This window comes from Actinacidiphila guanduensis, from assembly GCF_900103985.1.
Classification (GTDB): domain Bacteria; phylum Actinomycetota; class Actinomycetes; order Streptomycetales; family Streptomycetaceae; genus Actinacidiphila; species Actinacidiphila guanduensis.
Genome location: NZ_FNIE01000003.1, coordinates 510,082 through 527,243 on the forward strand (window position 1 = coordinate 510,082; position 17,162 = coordinate 527,243).

Below are 17,162 nucleotides of genomic sequence, written 5' to 3' on the forward strand. Positions count from 1 at the left end.
CGCGCCCCTCCGGGGCTCGCTATGCGTGCTTGGCGCGGGCGGCGGCGCGGCCGCGCTCCTTCTGGTCGAGGACGACCTTGCGGATGCGCACCGTCTCCGGCGTGACCTCGATGCACTCGTCGTCGCGGCAGAACTCCAGCGACTGCTCCAGGGAGAGCTTGCGCGGCGGCACGATGGACTCGGCGACATCCGCGGTCGAGGACCGCATGTTCGTGAGCTTCTTCTCCTTGGTGATGTTCACGTCCATGTCGTCCGAGCGGGAGTTCTCGCCGACGATCATGCCCTCGTAGACCTCCGTGCCGGGGTCGACGAAGAGGACGCCGCGCTCCTGGAGGTTGGTCATCGCGAAGGCGGTGACCGCGCCCGCCCGGTCGGCGACCAGCGAGCCGTTGTTGCGGGTGCGCAGCTCGCCGAACCACGGCTCGTGGCCCTCGAAGATCGAGTGCGCGATGCCGGTGCCGCGGGTCTGGGTGAGGAACTCCGTCCGGAACCCGATCAGCCCGCGCGAGGGCACGATCCACTCCATCCGGATCCAGCCGGACCCGTGGTTGGTCATGGTCTCCATGCGGCCCTTGCGGGTGGCCATCAGCTGGGTGATGGCGCCCAGGTGCTCCTCGGGCGAGTCGATCGTCATGCGCTCGATCGGCTCGTGCACCTTGCCGTCGATCTCCTTGGTGACCACCTCGGGCTTGCCGACGGTCAGCTCGAAGCCCTCCCGCCGCATCGTCTCCACCAGGATCGCCAGCGCCAGCTCGCCGCGGCCCTGCACCTCCCAGGCGTCGGGACGCTCGGTGGGCAGCACGCGCAGCGACACGTTGCCGATCAGCTCGCGCTCCAGGCGGTCCTTGACCAGCCGCGCGGTGACCTTGTGGCCCTTGCCGCCCTTGCCGACCAGCGGCGAGGTGTTGGTGCCGATCGTCATCGAGATGGCCGGCTCGTCCACGGTGATCAGCGGCAGCGCGATCGGGTTCTCCGGGTCGGCCAGCGTCTCGCCGATCATGATGTCGGGGATGCCGGCGACCGCGCAGATGTCGCCGGGGCCGGCCGACTCGGCCGGCTTGCGGGTCAGCGCCTCGGTCATCATCAGCTCGGTGATGCGCACGTTCTGCACGGAGCCGTCGCGCTTGATCCAGGCGACGGTCTGACCCTTCTTCAGGTGCCCCTGCTCGACCCGCAGCAGCGCGATACGGCCGAGGAAGTTGTCGGCGTCGAGGTTGGTGACGTGCGCCTGCAGGGGCGCGTCCTCGTCGTAGGTGGGCGCGGGGACGTGCGCGAGCAGGGTGGAGAAGAAGGGCTCCAGGCTGTCGCTGTCGGCGGGCACCGTGCCGTTCTCCGGCTTGGTGAGCGAGGCGATGCCGTCGCGGGCGCAGGCGTAGACGATGGGGAACTCGATCTGGTCCTCGTCGGCGTCGAGGTCGAGGAACAGGTCGTACGTCTCGTTGACCACCTCGTCGATGCGCGAGTCGGGGCGGTCGGTCTTGTTGATGCACAAGATCACCGGCAGCCGGGCGGCCAGCGCCTTGCGCAGCACGAACCGGGTCTGCGGCAGCGGGCCCTCGGAGGCGTCCACCAGCAGCACGACCGCGTCGACCATCGACAGGCCGCGCTCGACCTCGCCGCCGAAGTCGGCGTGGCCGGGAGTGTCGATGATGTTGATCGTGACCGGGTCGCCGCCGTCCTTCGGGTGGTACCGGACGGCGGTGTTCTTGGCGAGAATGGTGATGCCCTTCTCGCGCTCCAGGTCGTTGGAGTCCATCACCCGGTCGTCCACGTGCTGGTGGGCGGCGAACGCGCCGGCCTGTTTCAGCATGGCGTCGACGAGGGTCGTCTTGCCGTGGTCGACGTGGGCGACGATGGCGACGTTGCGGATGTCGTGGCGCGTGGACATGGGTACGGCGCTTCTCCCGGAATCGTGGACGGCGTCGCGCCCCTACCTCGACGCGCTCACCTGCCGGGCACACCAATCGCCACGGCCTCTGCCCCCCATGGTACGGGTCGCTCCGCGGGCCCAGGTTTGCGGCCGCCGCTTGCGCAGTACGGGGGCGGCTACCCGCCGTCACGGTTCCGGTCTCGTCGCCGGGTGCCGCCCGGTGACCGGCTGAGCGCGCAGTTCCTCCCCCAGAGCTTCGCCTGGGATGTACCCCCAGCGCCCCTGGGTGGTACGGGGCTCGCTTGCGCGCAAAGGGCGAGTTCTTCAGGGGCGCGGGGAACTGCGCGAGCAGCCGAGATGGCGCGGGAGTCGGCGACGGTGCGGAACCCCGACGGCGGGGATCCGCACCGTAAGAAGCGCCCTCGTTACTTGCGGAAGCCGATGTTCTGGTAGACGGGGGTCTGGAAGCCGAAAGCGCCGGCGTTGGCGACGTTCGCGCGCAGGGCGACCACTTCGGGGCGCTGGTAGAGGGGGATGGAACCCGCGGCCGCCCAGATCCGGGCGTCCGCCTGGTTGGTGAGGCTGCGTGCCTGGGAGGCGTCGAGCTCGGAGCCCGCCCGGGCGAGGAGCTGGTCGATCTGATCGGTCCCCACGCGGCTGTAGTTCTGCGCGACGGCCAGCGAACCGTCCGGCGCCGGCACCGGCTTGGCGAAGATCGGGGTGTCGTCGGTGGCGGGGTACGCGGTCCCCGGCCACGAGTAGAGCGCGAGGTCGAAGTCCCCCGAGGCCACGTGGTCCTGGAAGAAGCTGTCGTCGTCCACCTTGCTGATCTCCGTGCGGATGCCGATCGCGGAGAGCATCTGCGCGATCTGCTGCCCGACACCGTCCAGCGTCGGCGAGTTCGCCGGCAGCACGAACCGCAGCGTGAGGTCCTTGCCCTTCTTCGCCGCCGCCCGCACCGGCTCCACCACGGTCAGCGCGCCGGAGGCCGCCGTCCGCCCGGGCCCGGCCGCCTTCTCGCCCTGCGTGGCGGCCGACCGCTGCCAGCCGGCGTCGGCGAGCAGCGCGGCCGCCTGCTCGGCGCCGGAGCTGCCGAGCGCGGAGCTGTGGTCGGCGTACCCGGCCTGCGAGGGCAGCACGAGGTGGTTGCCGAGCGGCTGGTCGGGCAGCCCGAGCGGCTTGAGCACGCTCGCGGCGATCTTCTTGCGGTCGATCGCGCGGGCCACCGCGTGCCGCACCTTCTCGTCGGCGAGCGGCCCGGTGCTGCCGTTGAGCGCGAGCTGCGCGTAGGCCGCGTCGGGCGCCTTGCGCACCCCGACGCCCTTGGCGGCCCGGACCGCCGACAGCTGGTCCGGCTCCAGCGCTGCCACGTCGAGGGTGCCGGCGGCGACCTGCGCCGGGCGCTGGGCCTGCGGCACCGCCGTCAGCACGATCCGGTCCAGCTTCGCCCGCTCGCCCCACCAGGAGGCGCTGCGCGCGAGGGTGACCGTGCCGGCCTTGGCGTCCTCCCCCTGCACGGCGAAGGGGCCCGCGGTGACGGGGAGCCGGGTGCGTACACCGTCGTTGAAGGCGTCGGGGGTGCCGGTCACGGACTTCGGGTAGAGCGGGGTGAACAGCGCCCGCCAGTCCGCGTACGGCGTGGCGAAGGTGACCTTGACCTGGTGCGCGTCGCTGCCGCGGCTGATCGAGGCGATCCGGTCGTAGCCGGCGTTGCGGGCGGTCCAGAACGCGGTGTTCTTGCCGCCGAGCGCCTTCCACTGGGCGGTGAAGTCGTCCACGCCGATCGCCCGGCCGTCGCTCCACTTCGCCTTCGGGTTCAGGTCATAGGTGACGACCTGGCGCGGCTCCTGCGCGGTGACCTTCGCGTCGGCCAGGTAGTCGGTGTTCAGCTTGGGGGTGCCGTGGGCGTCGAGGCGGAACATCGCCGGCAGGGTGGCGCCGGTGACAGTGGAGGTGGCGTCGTCCGCGTCGGCCTGGAAGGCGTTGAGGGTGTGCGGCATCTCGTCGACCGCCCAGGTGAGGGTGCCGCCGTCGCGCACTCCCGCGCGGGACACGGCAGCCACGTCCACACCCGCGCTTCCGGCCGCGCCGCCGCCGGAGGAGGACGAGCAGGCGGCCAGCGCGCCGGCGCCGACCGCCAGCGCGAGCGCGGCACGTGCCGCGGCGGACAGGCCGCGCCGGTTCCCCGCCAGGGGGGCGGCGGGCGGGTTCGTGCGGGTCATGGGCTCGAACACCTCCGGGCGCTTCGCTGAGTCGCGGGGCGTCCGCCCCGACACGAACGGAGCGTGCCCGCTCTTCCACGGCGCCGACGCTCCCCCGCCGCCCTTCCACCCGAACGGCTCCCCTCCGGGGGCCGTGCGGGTTCCCGCCGGGGGCGCTGCGGGTGCGGCTCCCCACCGCTGGGGTTCCTGTCTCGTCGCCGACAGCCGCGGCGAAGGGGCTACGGGGCGGCTACTCGCCGTCGGGGTTCCCCGCCATTGCCGTCTACCGCACCATCTGGGCTTGTCGCGCAGTTCCTCCCCCAGAGCTTCGCCTGGGGGTACCCCCAGCGCCCCTTTCGGGTTCCCGTCTGCGCCACGGGGTCCGATGCCGTCCCGAGGCCGGTGGTTGGTTGCTCGCGCAGTTCCCCGCGCCCCTGAGGTGCTCGCCCTTCGCGCGAACGGCGAGGTTTTTCAGGGGCGCGGGGAACTGCGCGACAAGCCCAGGACCGGACGGCGGCCGGGAACGCGCGGAGGCCCCTACGGCGGGTTGCCGTTTCTTGGGGGCGCTGGGGGAGGAACTGCTCCCCCAGAGGGGGCACCCCCACAGCCACAGCCGTGCGGCAGTCGGCGACGAGACAGGAACTCCAACGGCGAGAAGCCAGCAACTGGGCTTCTCAAGTCGCGGGCAAAGAAACCCCCGCATACGCTCCAGAAAGGCCCAGCGGGGCACCCCCGCTCCCCCCTGCAGCCCGCGGAGCGAACCGTGCGGATATCACGACGAGCGTTCCCCGCCGTACTCGCGACGGCGCTCGCCGCGCTGGCGGCGCTCGTGGGGGCCGGGCGCGCGGACGCGCCCGTACCGCTCGCGCGCATCGGCCAGATCACCGACCGAGTGGGGGCGCTCGGCGACCGCCGCCCGGAGGTGGCCGTGGCGCTCGACGGCCTGTACGCCCGCCACCGGTTGCAGCTCTTCACCGTGTACGTCACCGGCTTCTCCGGCAGCCCGCCGCAGGCGTGGGCGGACCGGACGGCGGCACTCAACGGGCTGGGCCGCAAGGACATCCTGCTCGCCGTCGCCACGCACGACCGCCGGTACGCCGTCTCCGCCGACCCGCAGTCGGGGCTGACGCGGGCCCAGCTCGACCGGGTGGGCGACGAGGCGATCGAGCCCGCGCTGCGCCAGGACGACTGGGCGGGTGCCGCGGTCGGCGCCGCCGGCGGGTACGACGCGGTGCTCTCCGGCCGCCCGGTCGTACGGCCCGCGGTCACACCGGGCCCGCCCGACCCGGGCCGGACCGGCGGGGGGACGACGGGAGCGGTGTGGGTCCCGGTGGCCGCGCTCGCGGCGGCCGGGCTGCTCACCCTGTGGGCGTACCGCCGGCGCCGCCCCAAGCCGCGCCCGGTGCGCACCTCGGCCGGCAGGGGCGCCGCCCGCTGGGAGGGCCGCCCGCGGCTGCCGGTGCCGGTCACCCCGCTGCCGGAACTGGACGCGCAGGCCCGCGAGCTGCTGGTGGCCACCGACGACGCGGTGCGCACCAGCGAGGAGGACGTCGGCTTCGCGTCCGCGCAGTTCGGCGACGAGGCGGTCGAGCCGTTCGCGGAGGCGGTGGCGTACGCCAAGGGCGAGCTGACCGCGGCCTTCCGGCTGCGGCAGAAGCTGGACGACGCGTTCCCCGAGGACGACGCCGTGCGGCGGCAGATGCTGGACGAGATCCTGTCACGCTGCACGCAGGCGAACCGCCGGCTGGACGCGGAGTCCGAGGCGTTCGACCGGCTGCGGGCGATGGAGGCCAACGCGCCCCAGGTTCTGGAGCGGGCCGAGGCGGAGGCGGCCGCGCTGCCGGGCCGGATAGCCGCCGCCGAGTCGCTGCTCGGCCCGCTGGCGGCGCGCTACGCGGACAGCGCGCTCGAGCCGGTGGCGGGCTACCCGGCCGAGGCCCGCGACCGGCTGGACTTCGCCCGCGGCAGCCTGGACCAGGCGCGGGCCTCGCTCGGCACCGACCACGGCAGGACCGCCGTGTTCGTACGGGCCGCCGAGGGCGCGCTGGACCAGGCGACGACGCTCGCCGACGCCGTCACCCGCCGGGAGCAGGAGCTGCACGCGGCCGAGGCGGCGCTGAGCGCGGCCCTGGCCGAGACCGACGCCGACCTCGCCGAGGCGCGGGCGGTGCTGGGCGCGGGCGTGCAGGGGCCCGGCGGGTCGAGCCGGTACGGCGCCGGCGGCGGGACGGGGGTGTACGGCGACGTGGCCGGCCGGGCGGGCGGCGCGCACGCCGAGCTGCGCGGGCGGGTGGCGCGGGCCGAGGCGGTGCTCGCCGCCGTACGGGAGGAGGCCGCGACCGGGCGGCCGGACCCGATCGCCGCGCTGCGCCGGGTGCAGGATGCCGACCAGGCGCTGGACCGCGCGCTGACCGGGGTCCGCGAGGACGAGGCGGTGCGGCGGCGGGCCACCGCTCTGCTGGGCCAGGCGATGCTCGCCGCCCGCAGCGAGGTCGCCGCCGCGCGGGACGCGGTGACGACCCATCGGGGCGCGGTCGGCAGCCGGGCCCGTACCCGCCTCGCCGAGGCCGAACGGCTGCTCCGGCAGGCGGAGCAGGCCACCGCCGGGGACCCCGCGGCCGCGCTGGAGCACGCCCGGGCCGCCGACCGGCTGGCCCGCGACGCCCAGGCGCACGCCCGCGACGACGTCAGCGGCTTCGGGCCCGACCGTACGGGCCGGGCGCCCACGGGGGCCGGCGGCATGGGCGGCGCGGTGCTCGGCGGCATCCTGCTCGGCGACCTCCTCGGCGGCGGCCGTCGTGGCGGCTACGGCTTCGGCGGTTTCGGCGGCGGCCTGGGCGGCGGTTTCGGCGGCGCCGGCCCGGGCAGCTTCGGCGGCGGCCGTACCCGCGGCCGCATGGGCGGCGGAGGCCGGCCCTGACCCCCCGCCCCGGCCCCCAGGCCGCAGCCGACCCGCCGCCCGGTGTGCAGGCCGGCCACCCGCCGGCCGGACGCGGATCGCAGCCCGACTACGGGCCGGTGGCAGGCCGCAGGCGGACGCGGGCCGGTGCGGGCCGACGCCTGCTGGCTGCGCGGGCTGCACAACGGAGCAGGCCGGTGCAGCCCGGTGCAGCCCTGCGAGCCGACCGAGCGTCGGCGGGGGGGCGGTCCAGGCCGACCACCCGCCGACCACCCGCCGACCACCCGCCGACCACCCGTCGGCCGCAGGCCCGGTCGCACGCCGGTCCAGGCCGGCGTCGACCGATACCGCCGGGTGCGGGCCCGTCGCATGCTCGGGCGGACGCCGGGCAGCCGGTGCCGGGGTGGGACCCGCGGCGCGCGGGCGCGGGGCGGGCACGTAGTGGGCCGCCACAACGTCGAAAACCCTCGGATCAGGGAGCAGCAGGTATGACGAAGCAGACGATCACCGGACGGGTGGCACAGCTGGCGCGGGCCGACATCCACGCGCTCCTCGACCAGGCGGAGGACCCGCACAAGATGGTCGACCAGCTCGTCCGGGACTACCGGGAGAACATCAAGGAGGCCGAGGACGCCGTGGCCGGCACCATCGGCAACCTGCGGATGACGGAGCAGGACCACGCCGAGGACATCGCCGCGGCCGCCGAGTGGGGCGGCAAGGCGGCCGTCGCGAGCCGCAAGGCGGACGAGCTGCGCCGGGCGGGCAGCGCGGCCGCGGCCGACCGCTTCGACGCCCTCGCCAGGATCGCGCTCGGCCGCCAGTTGCAGTCCGAGAAGGAGGCCAGGGCCGCGGAGCCGGTGATCGCCGCGCAGTCCGAGCTGGTGGGCGACCTGCGCGACGGGCTGGCGAGGATGAAGGAGCGGTTCGCGCAACTGCAGGCCAAGCGCGAGGAGTTGGTGACCCGTTCGCGGACCGCTCCGGCGCAGCACACGATGCTGGACACCGTGCGCAGCGTGGACGTCCTCGACCCGACGAGCGACCTGACCCGCTTCGAGGAGAAGGTCCGCCGCGAGGAGGCGCGCGCCCAGGGGAGCAAGGAGCTCGCCCCCTCCGCGCTGGACGGCCGGTTCGAGTCGCTGGAGTCGCTCGCCGACGCCGACGAGGTCGAGGCGCGCCTCGCCCGGCTGAAGGCGGTCTCCTGACGGCCGGCCGAAGGGGGTTCCCCGGCTCCCCGAAGGGCCCGCGGGCGCTCAGAACATGTTGAGCAGGTCGTCCACCGAAGGGCCCTGGGAGCCGTGGCTGTCGCCGCGCAGGGCGAGTTCGAACCAGACGGTCTTGCCGCGGTGGGTGCGCCGGCTGCCCCAGCTCTGGCTGAGCATCGCCACCAGCTGAAGGCCGCGGCCGCCCTCGTCGGTGTCGCGGGCGCGGCGGCGGCGCGGCTGGAGCAGCGCGCTGTCCCACACCTCGCAGACCAGGGTGCGCTCCAGCAGCAGCCGCAGCCGGATGTCGCCGAAGCCGTGCCGCAGGGCGTTGGTGACCAGCTCGCTGACGAGCAGTTCGGTGGTGTCCACCAGGTCGTCCAGGCCCCAGGCGAGCAGCTGGTCGCGGGCGAGTTCGCGGGCGCGGGCGACCGAGGTGGGCTGCGGGGCGAGCGTCCAGTCGCCGACCTGGTCGGCCGGCAGGCCCTCGATCCGGGCCATCAGCAGCGCGATGTCGTCCTCGCCGTGGGCGGTGTCCAAGGTGGCGAGCACGTGGTCGCAGACATCCTCCAGCGGGCGGGCGGAGTCGGCGAGCGAGGCGCGGAAGGCATCCAGGCCCTCGTCGAGCGCGTGGCTGCGGGACTCGACCAGGCCGTCGGTGTAGAGGGCGAGCAGCGCGCCCTCGGCGAGCTGCACCTCGATCTCTTCGAAGGGCTCGCCGCCGACCCCGAGCGGGACGCCCCTGGGCACCTCCAGCAGCAGCGGCGGCTCGTCGGGTTCCACCACCACCGGCGGCAGGTGCCCGGCGTTGGCGATCGAACAGCGCCGGGTGACCGCGTCGTAGACGACATAGACGCAGGTGGCGAGGTAGACCTCGCCGGGGTCGGCGTCCGTGGGGCTCTTCGAGCGGCGGGCGCGGCCCGCCGCGGGGGCGCCCAGGCCGCTGGCGACCTCGTCCAACGCGGTGAGCACCTCGGCGGGTTCGAGGTCGAGCATGGCCAGCGTCCGCAGCGCGGTGCGCAGTTCGCCCATGGCGACGGCGGCGCGCAGGCCGCGGCCCATCACGTCGCCGACGACCAGGGCGGTGCGGTGGCCGGGCAGTTCGATGACGTCGAACCAGTCGCCGCCGACCTCGGTCTCCATGCTGCCGGGCAGGTAGCGGCAGGCGATGTCGAGGCCGGCCGCCTCCGGGTCGTCGGGGGGCAGCAGCGAGCGCTGGAGGATCAGGGCGCGTTCGTGCTCGCGCCGGTAGAGGCGGGCGTTGTCGAGGAAGATGGCGGCGCGGGCGGCCAGTTCCTCGGCGAGCATCCGGTCCCGCTCGGTGAACGGCTCGCTGCCCTTGGCCCGGGAGAACTGCACCAGGCCGAGCACGGTGTCGCGGGCGACCATCGGCACCACGAGGGTGGACTGCACCAGCGGGGCGCCGCCCAGGTCGTGGCCGCCGTCGCCGTCGAGCACCTGGGGCTGGGCGGTGCGCAGGGCGCGGGCGCTGGCGGAGTTGAAGCGGAAGCGGTGCACCGCGCCCACCGAGACGGGGCCTTCGCTGGGGTCCACGTCGTCGTCGCCGGCCATCACCACGGGCGCGTCGGACACCGCGCTGGCGAAGGCGACCCGGCGCACCTGGCCGCTGCCGTCGGTGGTGCCCACCAGTTCCTCGGCACCGGACAGCAGCGCCTGGTAGAGGTCCACCGAGGCGAGGTCGCAGAAGTGCGGCACGGCCACGTCGAGGAGTTCGCGGGCGGTGGTCTCCAGGTCCAGCGAGGTGCCGATGCGCGAGCCGGCCTCGTTGAGCAGCGCGAGGTTGCGGCGGGCGTGGGCGGCCTCGCGTTCGGCCCGCTGGCGGCCGGTGACGTCCATCGCCAGGCCCGCGACGCCGATCGGGCGGCCGGAGTTGCTGTGCAGGCGGTAGAGGGAGATGGACCAGCGGCGGCGTGCTGGGTCGCCGGGGACGGTGCCCACCAGCGGCATGTCCAGCACCGGTTCGCCGGTCTCCAGCACCTGGCGCAGCGCCGCCGACAGCCGGTCGGCCTCCACGCGGGAGAGGAAGTCGTGCGGGCCGCGCCCGGGGTGCTCCTCGGCGGGCCGGCCGAAGACCGCGGCGAAGCGCTCGTTGACCCGCACCAGGCGCAGATGGGTGTCGAAGAGCACGAAGCCCATCGGCGACTGGCCGAACACCGCCTGGGAGGCGGCGAGATCGGTCTCGATCTGGCGCAGCGCGGCCACGTCGACGGCCACGCACAGGGCGCCCTCGTCGGAGGGCATGACATAGACCTCGGCGAGGCCCTCGCCGCCGGCCGCGTCGCGGTAGGGCACCACGCCGTTCCACTCGCGGCCGTCGAGGATCTCGGCGAGCCGCTGGTGGCCGCGGACCTGGACGCCGGGCGGGGCGAACGCGGAGACGGGGTCCTTGCCGACGGCCTCGTCCGCCGCCAGTCCGAAGAACTCGGTGGCCCGGCGGCTCCACTGGTCGATGCGGCCGTTGCGGTCGAGGGAGAAGGAGGCGACACGTATGTAGTCGTAAAGCGATCCGGGCGGGCTCGACTGCCAGACGCCGGCAATCGCCGTGTCCGTGTCGTCCCCGGGCGGAACCGCCCCGGCTGGCATGTCGCTCACTCGCCCGACCCCTCCAGCTCAGCACACATGGACCGGTTGAAGCCGAGTATTCAGCATGGCGACCATCCAGCACACGGTCTTGTCGATCACAGCATCATCTCAGCTCGTGGGGTACACGGGCGTCCCCGGACCCCTCGGTCGCACCTCTCTCTCCCGCCCCTTCGGCATACCCGGCACACTCGGTCCGAACCATCGCGCTCCGGGGGCCGCCGTGGCGCGCGCGGTGGCCGTTCGGCTGTGCCGACGGCCCGAACGGCGCCCGGTCCGGGGCCGGTCCGGGCGGGGACGGCGGCGGGCCAGGAGCGGGCCAGGACGGGAACCGGCCCGGGACAGAAGCGGCGGAGGAATTCGCAGCCGGGCCCGAAACCCCTCAGGGCAGGGCGAGTTCGAACCAGACCGTCTTGCCCAGCGCGCCGTGCCGCGTGCCCCATCGGTGCGCGGAGCGGGCCACCAACTGCAGCCCGCGGCCGCCCTCGTCGTCCTCGGCGGCCACCCGCTCGCGCGGCGGGTCGGGCAGCGGGTCGGAGACCTCGACGAGCAGCGAGCCGCCGCGCACCATCCGCACCCCGATCGGCCCGTGCGCGTACCGCAGGGAGTTGGTGACCAGTTCGCTGACGAGCAGCACGGTGACGTCGATCAGCGGCGCCAGGCCCCACTTGACGAGGGTGTCGCGCACCCGGCGGCGGGCCAGGCGCACCGCGCTCGCCTCGGCCGGGAAGGTCCAGGAGGCGGTGGAGTCGGCCGGCAGGCCGCCGAGCCGGGCCATCAGCAGTGCCACGTCGTCGGGTTCGCGGGTCGGGTCCAGCTCGGCCAGCAGCTCGTCGCAGGCGTCCTCCAGGGAGTCCAGCCGCCGGCACAGGGTGGCGCACAGGCGGTCGATGCCGGTGCCGATGTCCATGCCGCGGGCCTCGACCAGGCCGTCGGTGTAGAGCACGAGCACGGCGCCGTCGGGCACGTCCAGCTCGATGCTCTCGAACCGCACCCCGCCGACGCCCAGCGGTGCCCCGGTCGGCAGGTCGAGCGGGCGGGCCCGGCACTGCTCGGGGCCGTCGGACTGCTCGACCAGCACCGGCGGCAGGTGGCCGGCCCGGGCGATGGCGCAGTGCCGGGTGGAGGGGTCGTAGACCGCGTAGGCGAGGGTGGCCAGCCAGCCGCCGGCGTTGCTGGGGGCGAGGTCGTCGCCGAGGGCGTCGACCCGGCGCAGCAGTTCGTCGGGCGGCATGTCGAAGCCGGCCAGGGTGCGCACCGCCGTGCGCAGTCGGCCCATGGCGGCGGCCGCGGGCAGGCCGTGGCCCATCACGTCGCCGACGACGAAGGCGATCCGGCCGCCGGCCAGCGGGATGACGTCGAACCAGTCGCCGCCGACCTCGGCGCCGCTGCCCGCCGGCACATAGCGGTAGGCGACGTTGATGCCGGGCGGCTCGGGCACCGTGCGCGGCAGCAGGCTGCGCTGGAGCATCAGGCCGCCCTCGCGCTCGCGGGCGTACAGGCGGGCGTTGTCCAGGGCGGCGCCGGCGCGGTAGGCGAGTTCGTTCGCCAGCGCCAGGTCGTCCTGCTCGTACGGTTCGCGGGCGCCGGAGCGGGCCACCACCAGCAGGCCGAGGACGGTGCCGTGGGCGCGCAGCGGCAGCACCAGCATGGAGGTGACGCCCAGTTCGAGGGCCGCGTACACCTTGGGATCGCCGGGGTAGGTGGTGGCCAGCAGCTCCTGCTCGCCGGTGACCATCCGGGCGTCGCCGCCGGCCAGCACCCGGCCGAAGGCGGAGTCCTGGGTGAAGGAGATCGCCTGCCCGCGCCGCAGCCATCGCTCCACCTGCGGGGTCCAGCGCACCGCCGCGGTGCCGAGCTGCCGCAGCGGGGTGCCCTCGCGGTAGCCGGTCACCGGCAGGTCGCCGCCGGTGACGACCTCGCCGCGCAGGATCACCCCCGCGTAGTCGGCGAAGACCGGGACCAGGGACTCGGCGACGGTCTCGGCGACCCGGGTGACGTCGAGCACGCCGGCGATGCGGGCGCCCATGTGGTTGAGCAGGGCGAGGCGGCGGCGGGCGCGTTCGGCCTTGCGGGCGTCGCGCACCCGCTCGGTGACGTCCATGACGGTGGCGCTGATGCCGAGTACGTGGCCGGCGCTGTCCACCAGCCGGTGGTAGGAGAGCGAGCGGTGGCCGTAGGGTCCCGGGGCGGCGGCGACCAGGTCGATCACGGGACGGCCGGTGGTCAGCACCTCGCGCTGCAGCTCGGAGATCCGGCCGGCCACCGCCGGGTCGAGGATGTCGTGGACGGTGCGGCCGATGTGGTCGGCGGGCGGGACGCCGTTCATGGCGGCCAGCGCCGCGTTGATCCGCACATAGCGCAGGTCGGTGTCGAAGATGGCGACACCGAGCGGCGAGGAGTCGAAGAGCGCGTCCAGCGCGGCCAAGTCGTGCTCCAGGGTGCGCAGCCGGCTGGTCTCCACCATGGAGGCCAGCACGAAGGGTCGCCCCTCGCCGTCGACGAGCAGGCTGGCCCGGGTCTCGACCTGCACGCTGTGCCCGTCGCGGTGGCGCAGCGCGAGGATGCCGCTCCAGCGGCCGTACCGCATCAGCTCGGCGAGGATGCGCTCGGCGGACACCGGGGTGCCGCGGGCGCCGACCTTCGGGGTGCCGCTGCCCGGGGTGTCCTCGGGCGGCCTCTCGGCGGGGCCGAACAGGCCGCCGACCCGGCGCCCGACGACGTCCTCGCCGGACCACCCCAGCACCTCCTCGGCGAGCGGGCTCCACAGCAGGACGCGGCCGGAGGTGTCGAGCATGACCACGGCGACGCGCAGGGTGTCGAGCAGCGTGCCGGGGCGGGGCTCGCCGCTGGCGCTCATCGGTTGCACCCCCGACCGGGTCGGGCCGGGCCCGCGCGTCCCGGCCACCAAGAGAGCTTTTCCCTCTTCTTACCCGATACTGCCTCTTTGGTCCGGGTTGTGCCCGCGGGAGCGCGCGGGCGGGCGGCGGATACGGGGGCGGTGACGTGCGGTGACCGGTCTCAAGGGCCGGCGAGGAGGGCCCGCAGCGACGTGAGGGCGTCCATGGGGGCAGGCAGGGCGCGTACGGGGTCCCGGCTCAGGAGTCGGCGGGGCGGGGGGACACCGGCTCGATGACGTAGATCCGCTCGGGGGCCTGCTCAGGGGCCTGCTCGGCGCTCTGCCCGGTGGCCGCGCCGGACCGGGCCGCGGGCCCTACGAGGGTGCCGGCGACCCGTTCGGCCTCCGCCCGGGTCGCGTACCGGCCCACCCGGTAGCGGTTGCCGCCCTCGTCCTGACGTATCAGGACCCATCCGAGCTCGGACGTCACTGCGCCGCCCCCTCCTTCGTGCATATGCCCGACCGTTTGCATATGCCCCGACCCTACGCCCGAGGTTCACGGACCGGGCACGGGATGACACGAAGAGGTATCGATCCGGCCAGCCGTTCGACCGGAAACGTGACACGGCATCAGACTCCCCGGGCGCGCCTGCTCCCGGCGGGCGCTCAGCGCACGGGCAGGTGGTAGACGGCCCGGAAGCGGTCGGCCGGCAGCACCACGTCGGCGGTCTCCACCGGGCGGCCGGAGGCGAAGTAGGTGCGGCGGATCTCGATCACGATGTGGCCGGGGACCCCGCCGAGCAGGGCGGTCTCCTCGGCCAGGCCCGGCCGGGCGCCGACCTCCTCGGCCATGTGGTCGACCACCACGTCGATCGCCGCCATCCGCGGCACCACGCCCTGCCCGCCGACCGGGCCCTCCTCGGGCAGCAGCACCGGGGTGCGGGCGGTGAGCGCCAGCGGCTCCCAGGAGGTGGAGAGCATGGAGGGCTCGCCCTCGGTGCGGAAGAGGTAGTGGGTGCGCATCACCCGGTCGCCCGGCGCGATCGCGAGCCGCTGCGCGATCTGCGGGGAGGCGTCCTCCTGCACGGTGTGCGACTCCCAGGTGCCCTTGCTCGCCTCGTCCGCCTGCTCCTGCCGGTACGGGCTGGGGGCGCCGGTCGGCCGGAAACCGCTGCGCACGACCGGCCGCGGCACGGGACGCTCGCGCACATAGGTGCCCGAGCCGGACCTGCCCTCCACGTAGCCCTCGGCCATCAGCACCTTGCGCGCCTCCAGGGCGACGGTGTCCGAGACGCCGTAGTCGCTGCGGATGCGGGCCTGCGAGGGGAGCCGGGCGTGCGGCGGCAGAGTGCCATCCAGGATCTTCCGCCGCAGGTCTCCGGCCACGCGAAGGTAGGCGGGCTGCTCACCGAAGGCCACGTGCCCCTCCCAGGGGTTGACTGTGTGCGACAGCTTCGCAACCCTGGGTACTCGTCCGCAAGCTCTGCCGTGAGCCTTACGGACCGTGTGGCGGGTGTGGAGGGGTAGCCGGACCCCGGTTCGCGGCGGTCAGACGCCCACCCCGCCGTCGGAACCGTCCCCGTCCGGGCCCCCGTCCGAACCGCCGTCCGAACCGCCCCCGGTGACGCCCGAGCGCACCGAGCCGGTGACCTTGCCGCCGGGGCTGCCGAAGAAGCAGGTCACCGAGTGGTCGCCGCGGGCCCAGGCGGAGGCCGGCGGGATGTAGCTGAAGTAGCCCATGCCAGCCGGCAGCGTCTTGCCGTCCAGGTAGTCCTCGGCGGCCGCCGGGCATTTGGCGCTCGCCTCGCCCGAGATGACGGGCACGCCCGGGTACGCGCCCGTCGCGGAGTCGACCGGGAAGACGTCGTACGCCTCCGCGTCGTGGGCCTTGCCGCAGTCCACCACGTCGACCGTCGTGGACACCTTGCCGCCGTCGCCGTACTGCGACAGGTGCCGGCCCACGGTGTTGAAGCACTGGCCCGCCTTGATGTCGGCGACCTTGGTGTTGCCCTCGTCGAAGACGCCGGTCACGCCGAGGACGACGAACAGGGCGATCAGCGCGGTGCCGATCGAGCCGAGCGTCACACCGGCGATCGCCAGCCCGCGGCCGCGCTGCCCGCGCCGCTTGATCTGCCGCAGGCCGCCGATGCCGAGCCCCAGGGCGAGGAAGGGGATGCAGGTGAAGGCGGTCACCAGCGAGGCGATGGCCAGGCCGTTGGTGGTCCGCTCCACCGCGAACCAGCCCTGCTGCCCCGGATACTGCGGGTACGGCTGCGGGTAGCCGGGGACGCCGGGCGCACCCGGGTAGCCGGGGGCCGCGGGGTATCCGGGCGGGCCGGGGGCCGCGTACGGGTTCTGCTGGTACGGGTTCGCCCCGTACCCGGGCGGCTGCTGCGGCTGGCCGTACGCCGGCGGCGGGCCGTAGGGGGCGGCCTGCGGGTAGCCGTAGGAGGGCCCCGCGTCCTGGGGGTAGCCGTAGGGCGGCGGGCCCGCCGGGTGGGCCGAGGGCTTCTGGTCGTGCGGCGGCTCGTCCCCGAGGGGCGGCGGCGGAGGCGGCGGCGGTATGTCCACCAGGGGAGTTTACGGTTCGTTGGTGACCGCAAAAGGGGCCCGGGGGTCACCGGGGGTCATCAGCCCTGCCCCTGGTGCGAGGTGGCCAGGGGTGCTCCCGGAGCCAGGCCCCGACCCGGGGGGAGCCTCAGCCCTCGAACGCTGTCGCCCGCGCCCTGCTCTCCCAGGCGGCGATCTCCGCCCGCACCTGGTCGAGGTGGCCGAGAACGGCGTCCACCCCGTCCGCGCCGAGCGGCAGGCGCAGCGGCGTCTCGTCGGCCGCCAGCGCCTCGAGGATCAGCGCGGCCGCCTTCGCCGGGTCGCCGGGCTGGCTGCCGTCGGCCGCGGCTGCCATCGCCCGGGTGGCGCCGACCGTGTCCTTGTAGTCCGCCAACTCCTCGTGGCTGAGGGTGCGGTTGCCCATCAGCGAGGTGCGGAAGGCGCCGGGCTCCACGATCAGCGTCCTGATCCCGAGCGGCGCGACCTCGTCCCGCAGCGCCTCCGTCATCCCCTCCAGCGCGAACTTCGTGCCGCTGTAGGCGGAGAAGCCGGCGAAGGACATCTGCCCGCCCATGCTGCTCATCTGCACGATCGCACCCGAGCGGCGCTCGCGCATACCCGGCAGCACCGCGCGCACCAAAGCGGCCGGGCCGAAGACGTGCACGTCGAACAGGTCGCGCAGCTGCTCGTCGGTGTCCTCCTCGAAGGCGCCGACGTGCGTGCGGCCGGCGTTGTTGACCAGGACGTCGATCCGGCCGTGCCGGGCGAGCACGTCCGCGACGGCCGGGCCGATCGCCGCGGTGTCGGTGACGTCGAGCCGCACCGGGTCCACCTGGTCGGGGTGGGCGGCCACCAGGTCGTCCAGCGCCTGCGTCCTGCGGGCGGCCGCGACCACGACGTCCCCGGCGGCGACCGCCGCCTCCACGATCGCCCGGCCGAAGCCGCTGTTGGCGCCGGTGACCAGCCATACCCTGCTCATCGTCCACTCCCTCGTGTGCGCGGG

10 protein-coding genes are annotated in these 17,162 nt (G+C 74.6%); 2 read left to right on the forward strand and 8 right to left on the reverse strand.

Annotation, left to right across the window (positions count from 1 at the left end):
* Nucleotides 1-19: 19 nt before the first annotated feature.
* Nucleotides 20-1,888 carry a translational GTPase TypA gene (typA, locus tag BLR33_RS08520; RefSeq protein ID WP_093783662.1) on the reverse strand — a complete coding sequence of 623 codons (1,869 nt, stop codon included), beginning with the start codon at nucleotides 1,886-1,888 and terminating at the stop codon, nucleotides 20-22.
* Between the two features lie 407 nt (nucleotides 1,889-2,295).
* A complete protein-coding gene (locus BLR33_RS08525) occupies nucleotides 2,296-4,092 on the reverse strand; it encodes an ABC transporter family substrate-binding protein (protein ID WP_093783663.1) in 1,797 nt (598 codons plus the stop codon).
* A 742-nt stretch (nucleotides 4,093-4,834) separates the two neighbouring features.
* On the opposite strand from BLR33_RS08525, the gene BLR33_RS08530 reads away from it, so the two are divergent.
* Nucleotides 4,835-6,991: a TPM domain-containing protein gene (locus BLR33_RS08530; RefSeq protein WP_245771261.1), complete on the forward strand. Its 2,157-nt coding sequence runs from the start codon at nucleotides 4,835-4,837 to the stop codon at nucleotides 6,989-6,991.
* A 467-nt stretch (nucleotides 6,992-7,458) separates the two neighbouring features.
* Nucleotides 7,459-8,172, forward strand: a complete 714-nt coding sequence (locus BLR33_RS08535; protein WP_093783665.1) for a PspA/IM30 family protein — start codon at nucleotides 7,459-7,461, stop codon at nucleotides 8,170-8,172.
* Between the two features lie 48 nt (nucleotides 8,173-8,220).
* Here BLR33_RS08535 and BLR33_RS08540 read toward each other — a convergent pair whose 3' ends face one another.
* The 6 genes from BLR33_RS08540 to BLR33_RS08565 all read right to left on the reverse strand — a co-directional run bounded on the left by BLR33_RS08540 (nucleotide 8,221) and on the right by BLR33_RS08565 (nucleotide 17,138).
* Nucleotides 8,221-10,773 (reverse strand): SpoIIE family protein phosphatase, encoded by a 2,553-nt coding sequence (locus BLR33_RS08540; RefSeq protein WP_093783810.1) that lies wholly within the window; start codon nucleotides 10,771-10,773, stop codon nucleotides 8,221-8,223.
* A 379-nt stretch (nucleotides 10,774-11,152) separates the two neighbouring features.
* Nucleotides 11,153-13,630: a SpoIIE family protein phosphatase gene (locus tag BLR33_RS08545; protein WP_093783666.1), complete on the reverse strand. Its 2,478-nt coding sequence runs from the start codon at nucleotides 13,628-13,630 to the stop codon at nucleotides 11,153-11,155.
* Nucleotides 13,631-13,868: 238 nt separating this feature from the next.
* A complete protein-coding gene (locus BLR33_RS08550) occupies nucleotides 13,869-14,123 on the reverse strand; it encodes a hypothetical protein (protein WP_093783667.1) in 255 nt (84 codons plus the stop codon).
* A 152-nt stretch (nucleotides 14,124-14,275) separates the two neighbouring features.
* A complete protein-coding gene (locus tag BLR33_RS08555) occupies nucleotides 14,276-15,028 on the reverse strand; it encodes a GntR family transcriptional regulator (RefSeq protein WP_093783668.1) in 753 nt (250 codons plus the stop codon).
* Between the two features lie 129 nt (nucleotides 15,029-15,157).
* Complete coding sequence (locus tag BLR33_RS08560) at nucleotides 15,158-16,180, reverse strand: DUF4190 domain-containing protein (RefSeq protein ID WP_093783669.1); 1,023 nt, start codon at nucleotides 16,178-16,180, stop codon at nucleotides 15,158-15,160.
* A gap of 127 nt (nucleotides 16,181-16,307) precedes the next feature.
* Nucleotides 16,308-17,138 (reverse strand): oxidoreductase, encoded by an 831-nt coding sequence (locus BLR33_RS08565; protein WP_093783670.1) that lies wholly within the window; start codon nucleotides 17,136-17,138, stop codon nucleotides 16,308-16,310.
* Nucleotides 17,139-17,162: the final 24 nt, after the last annotated feature.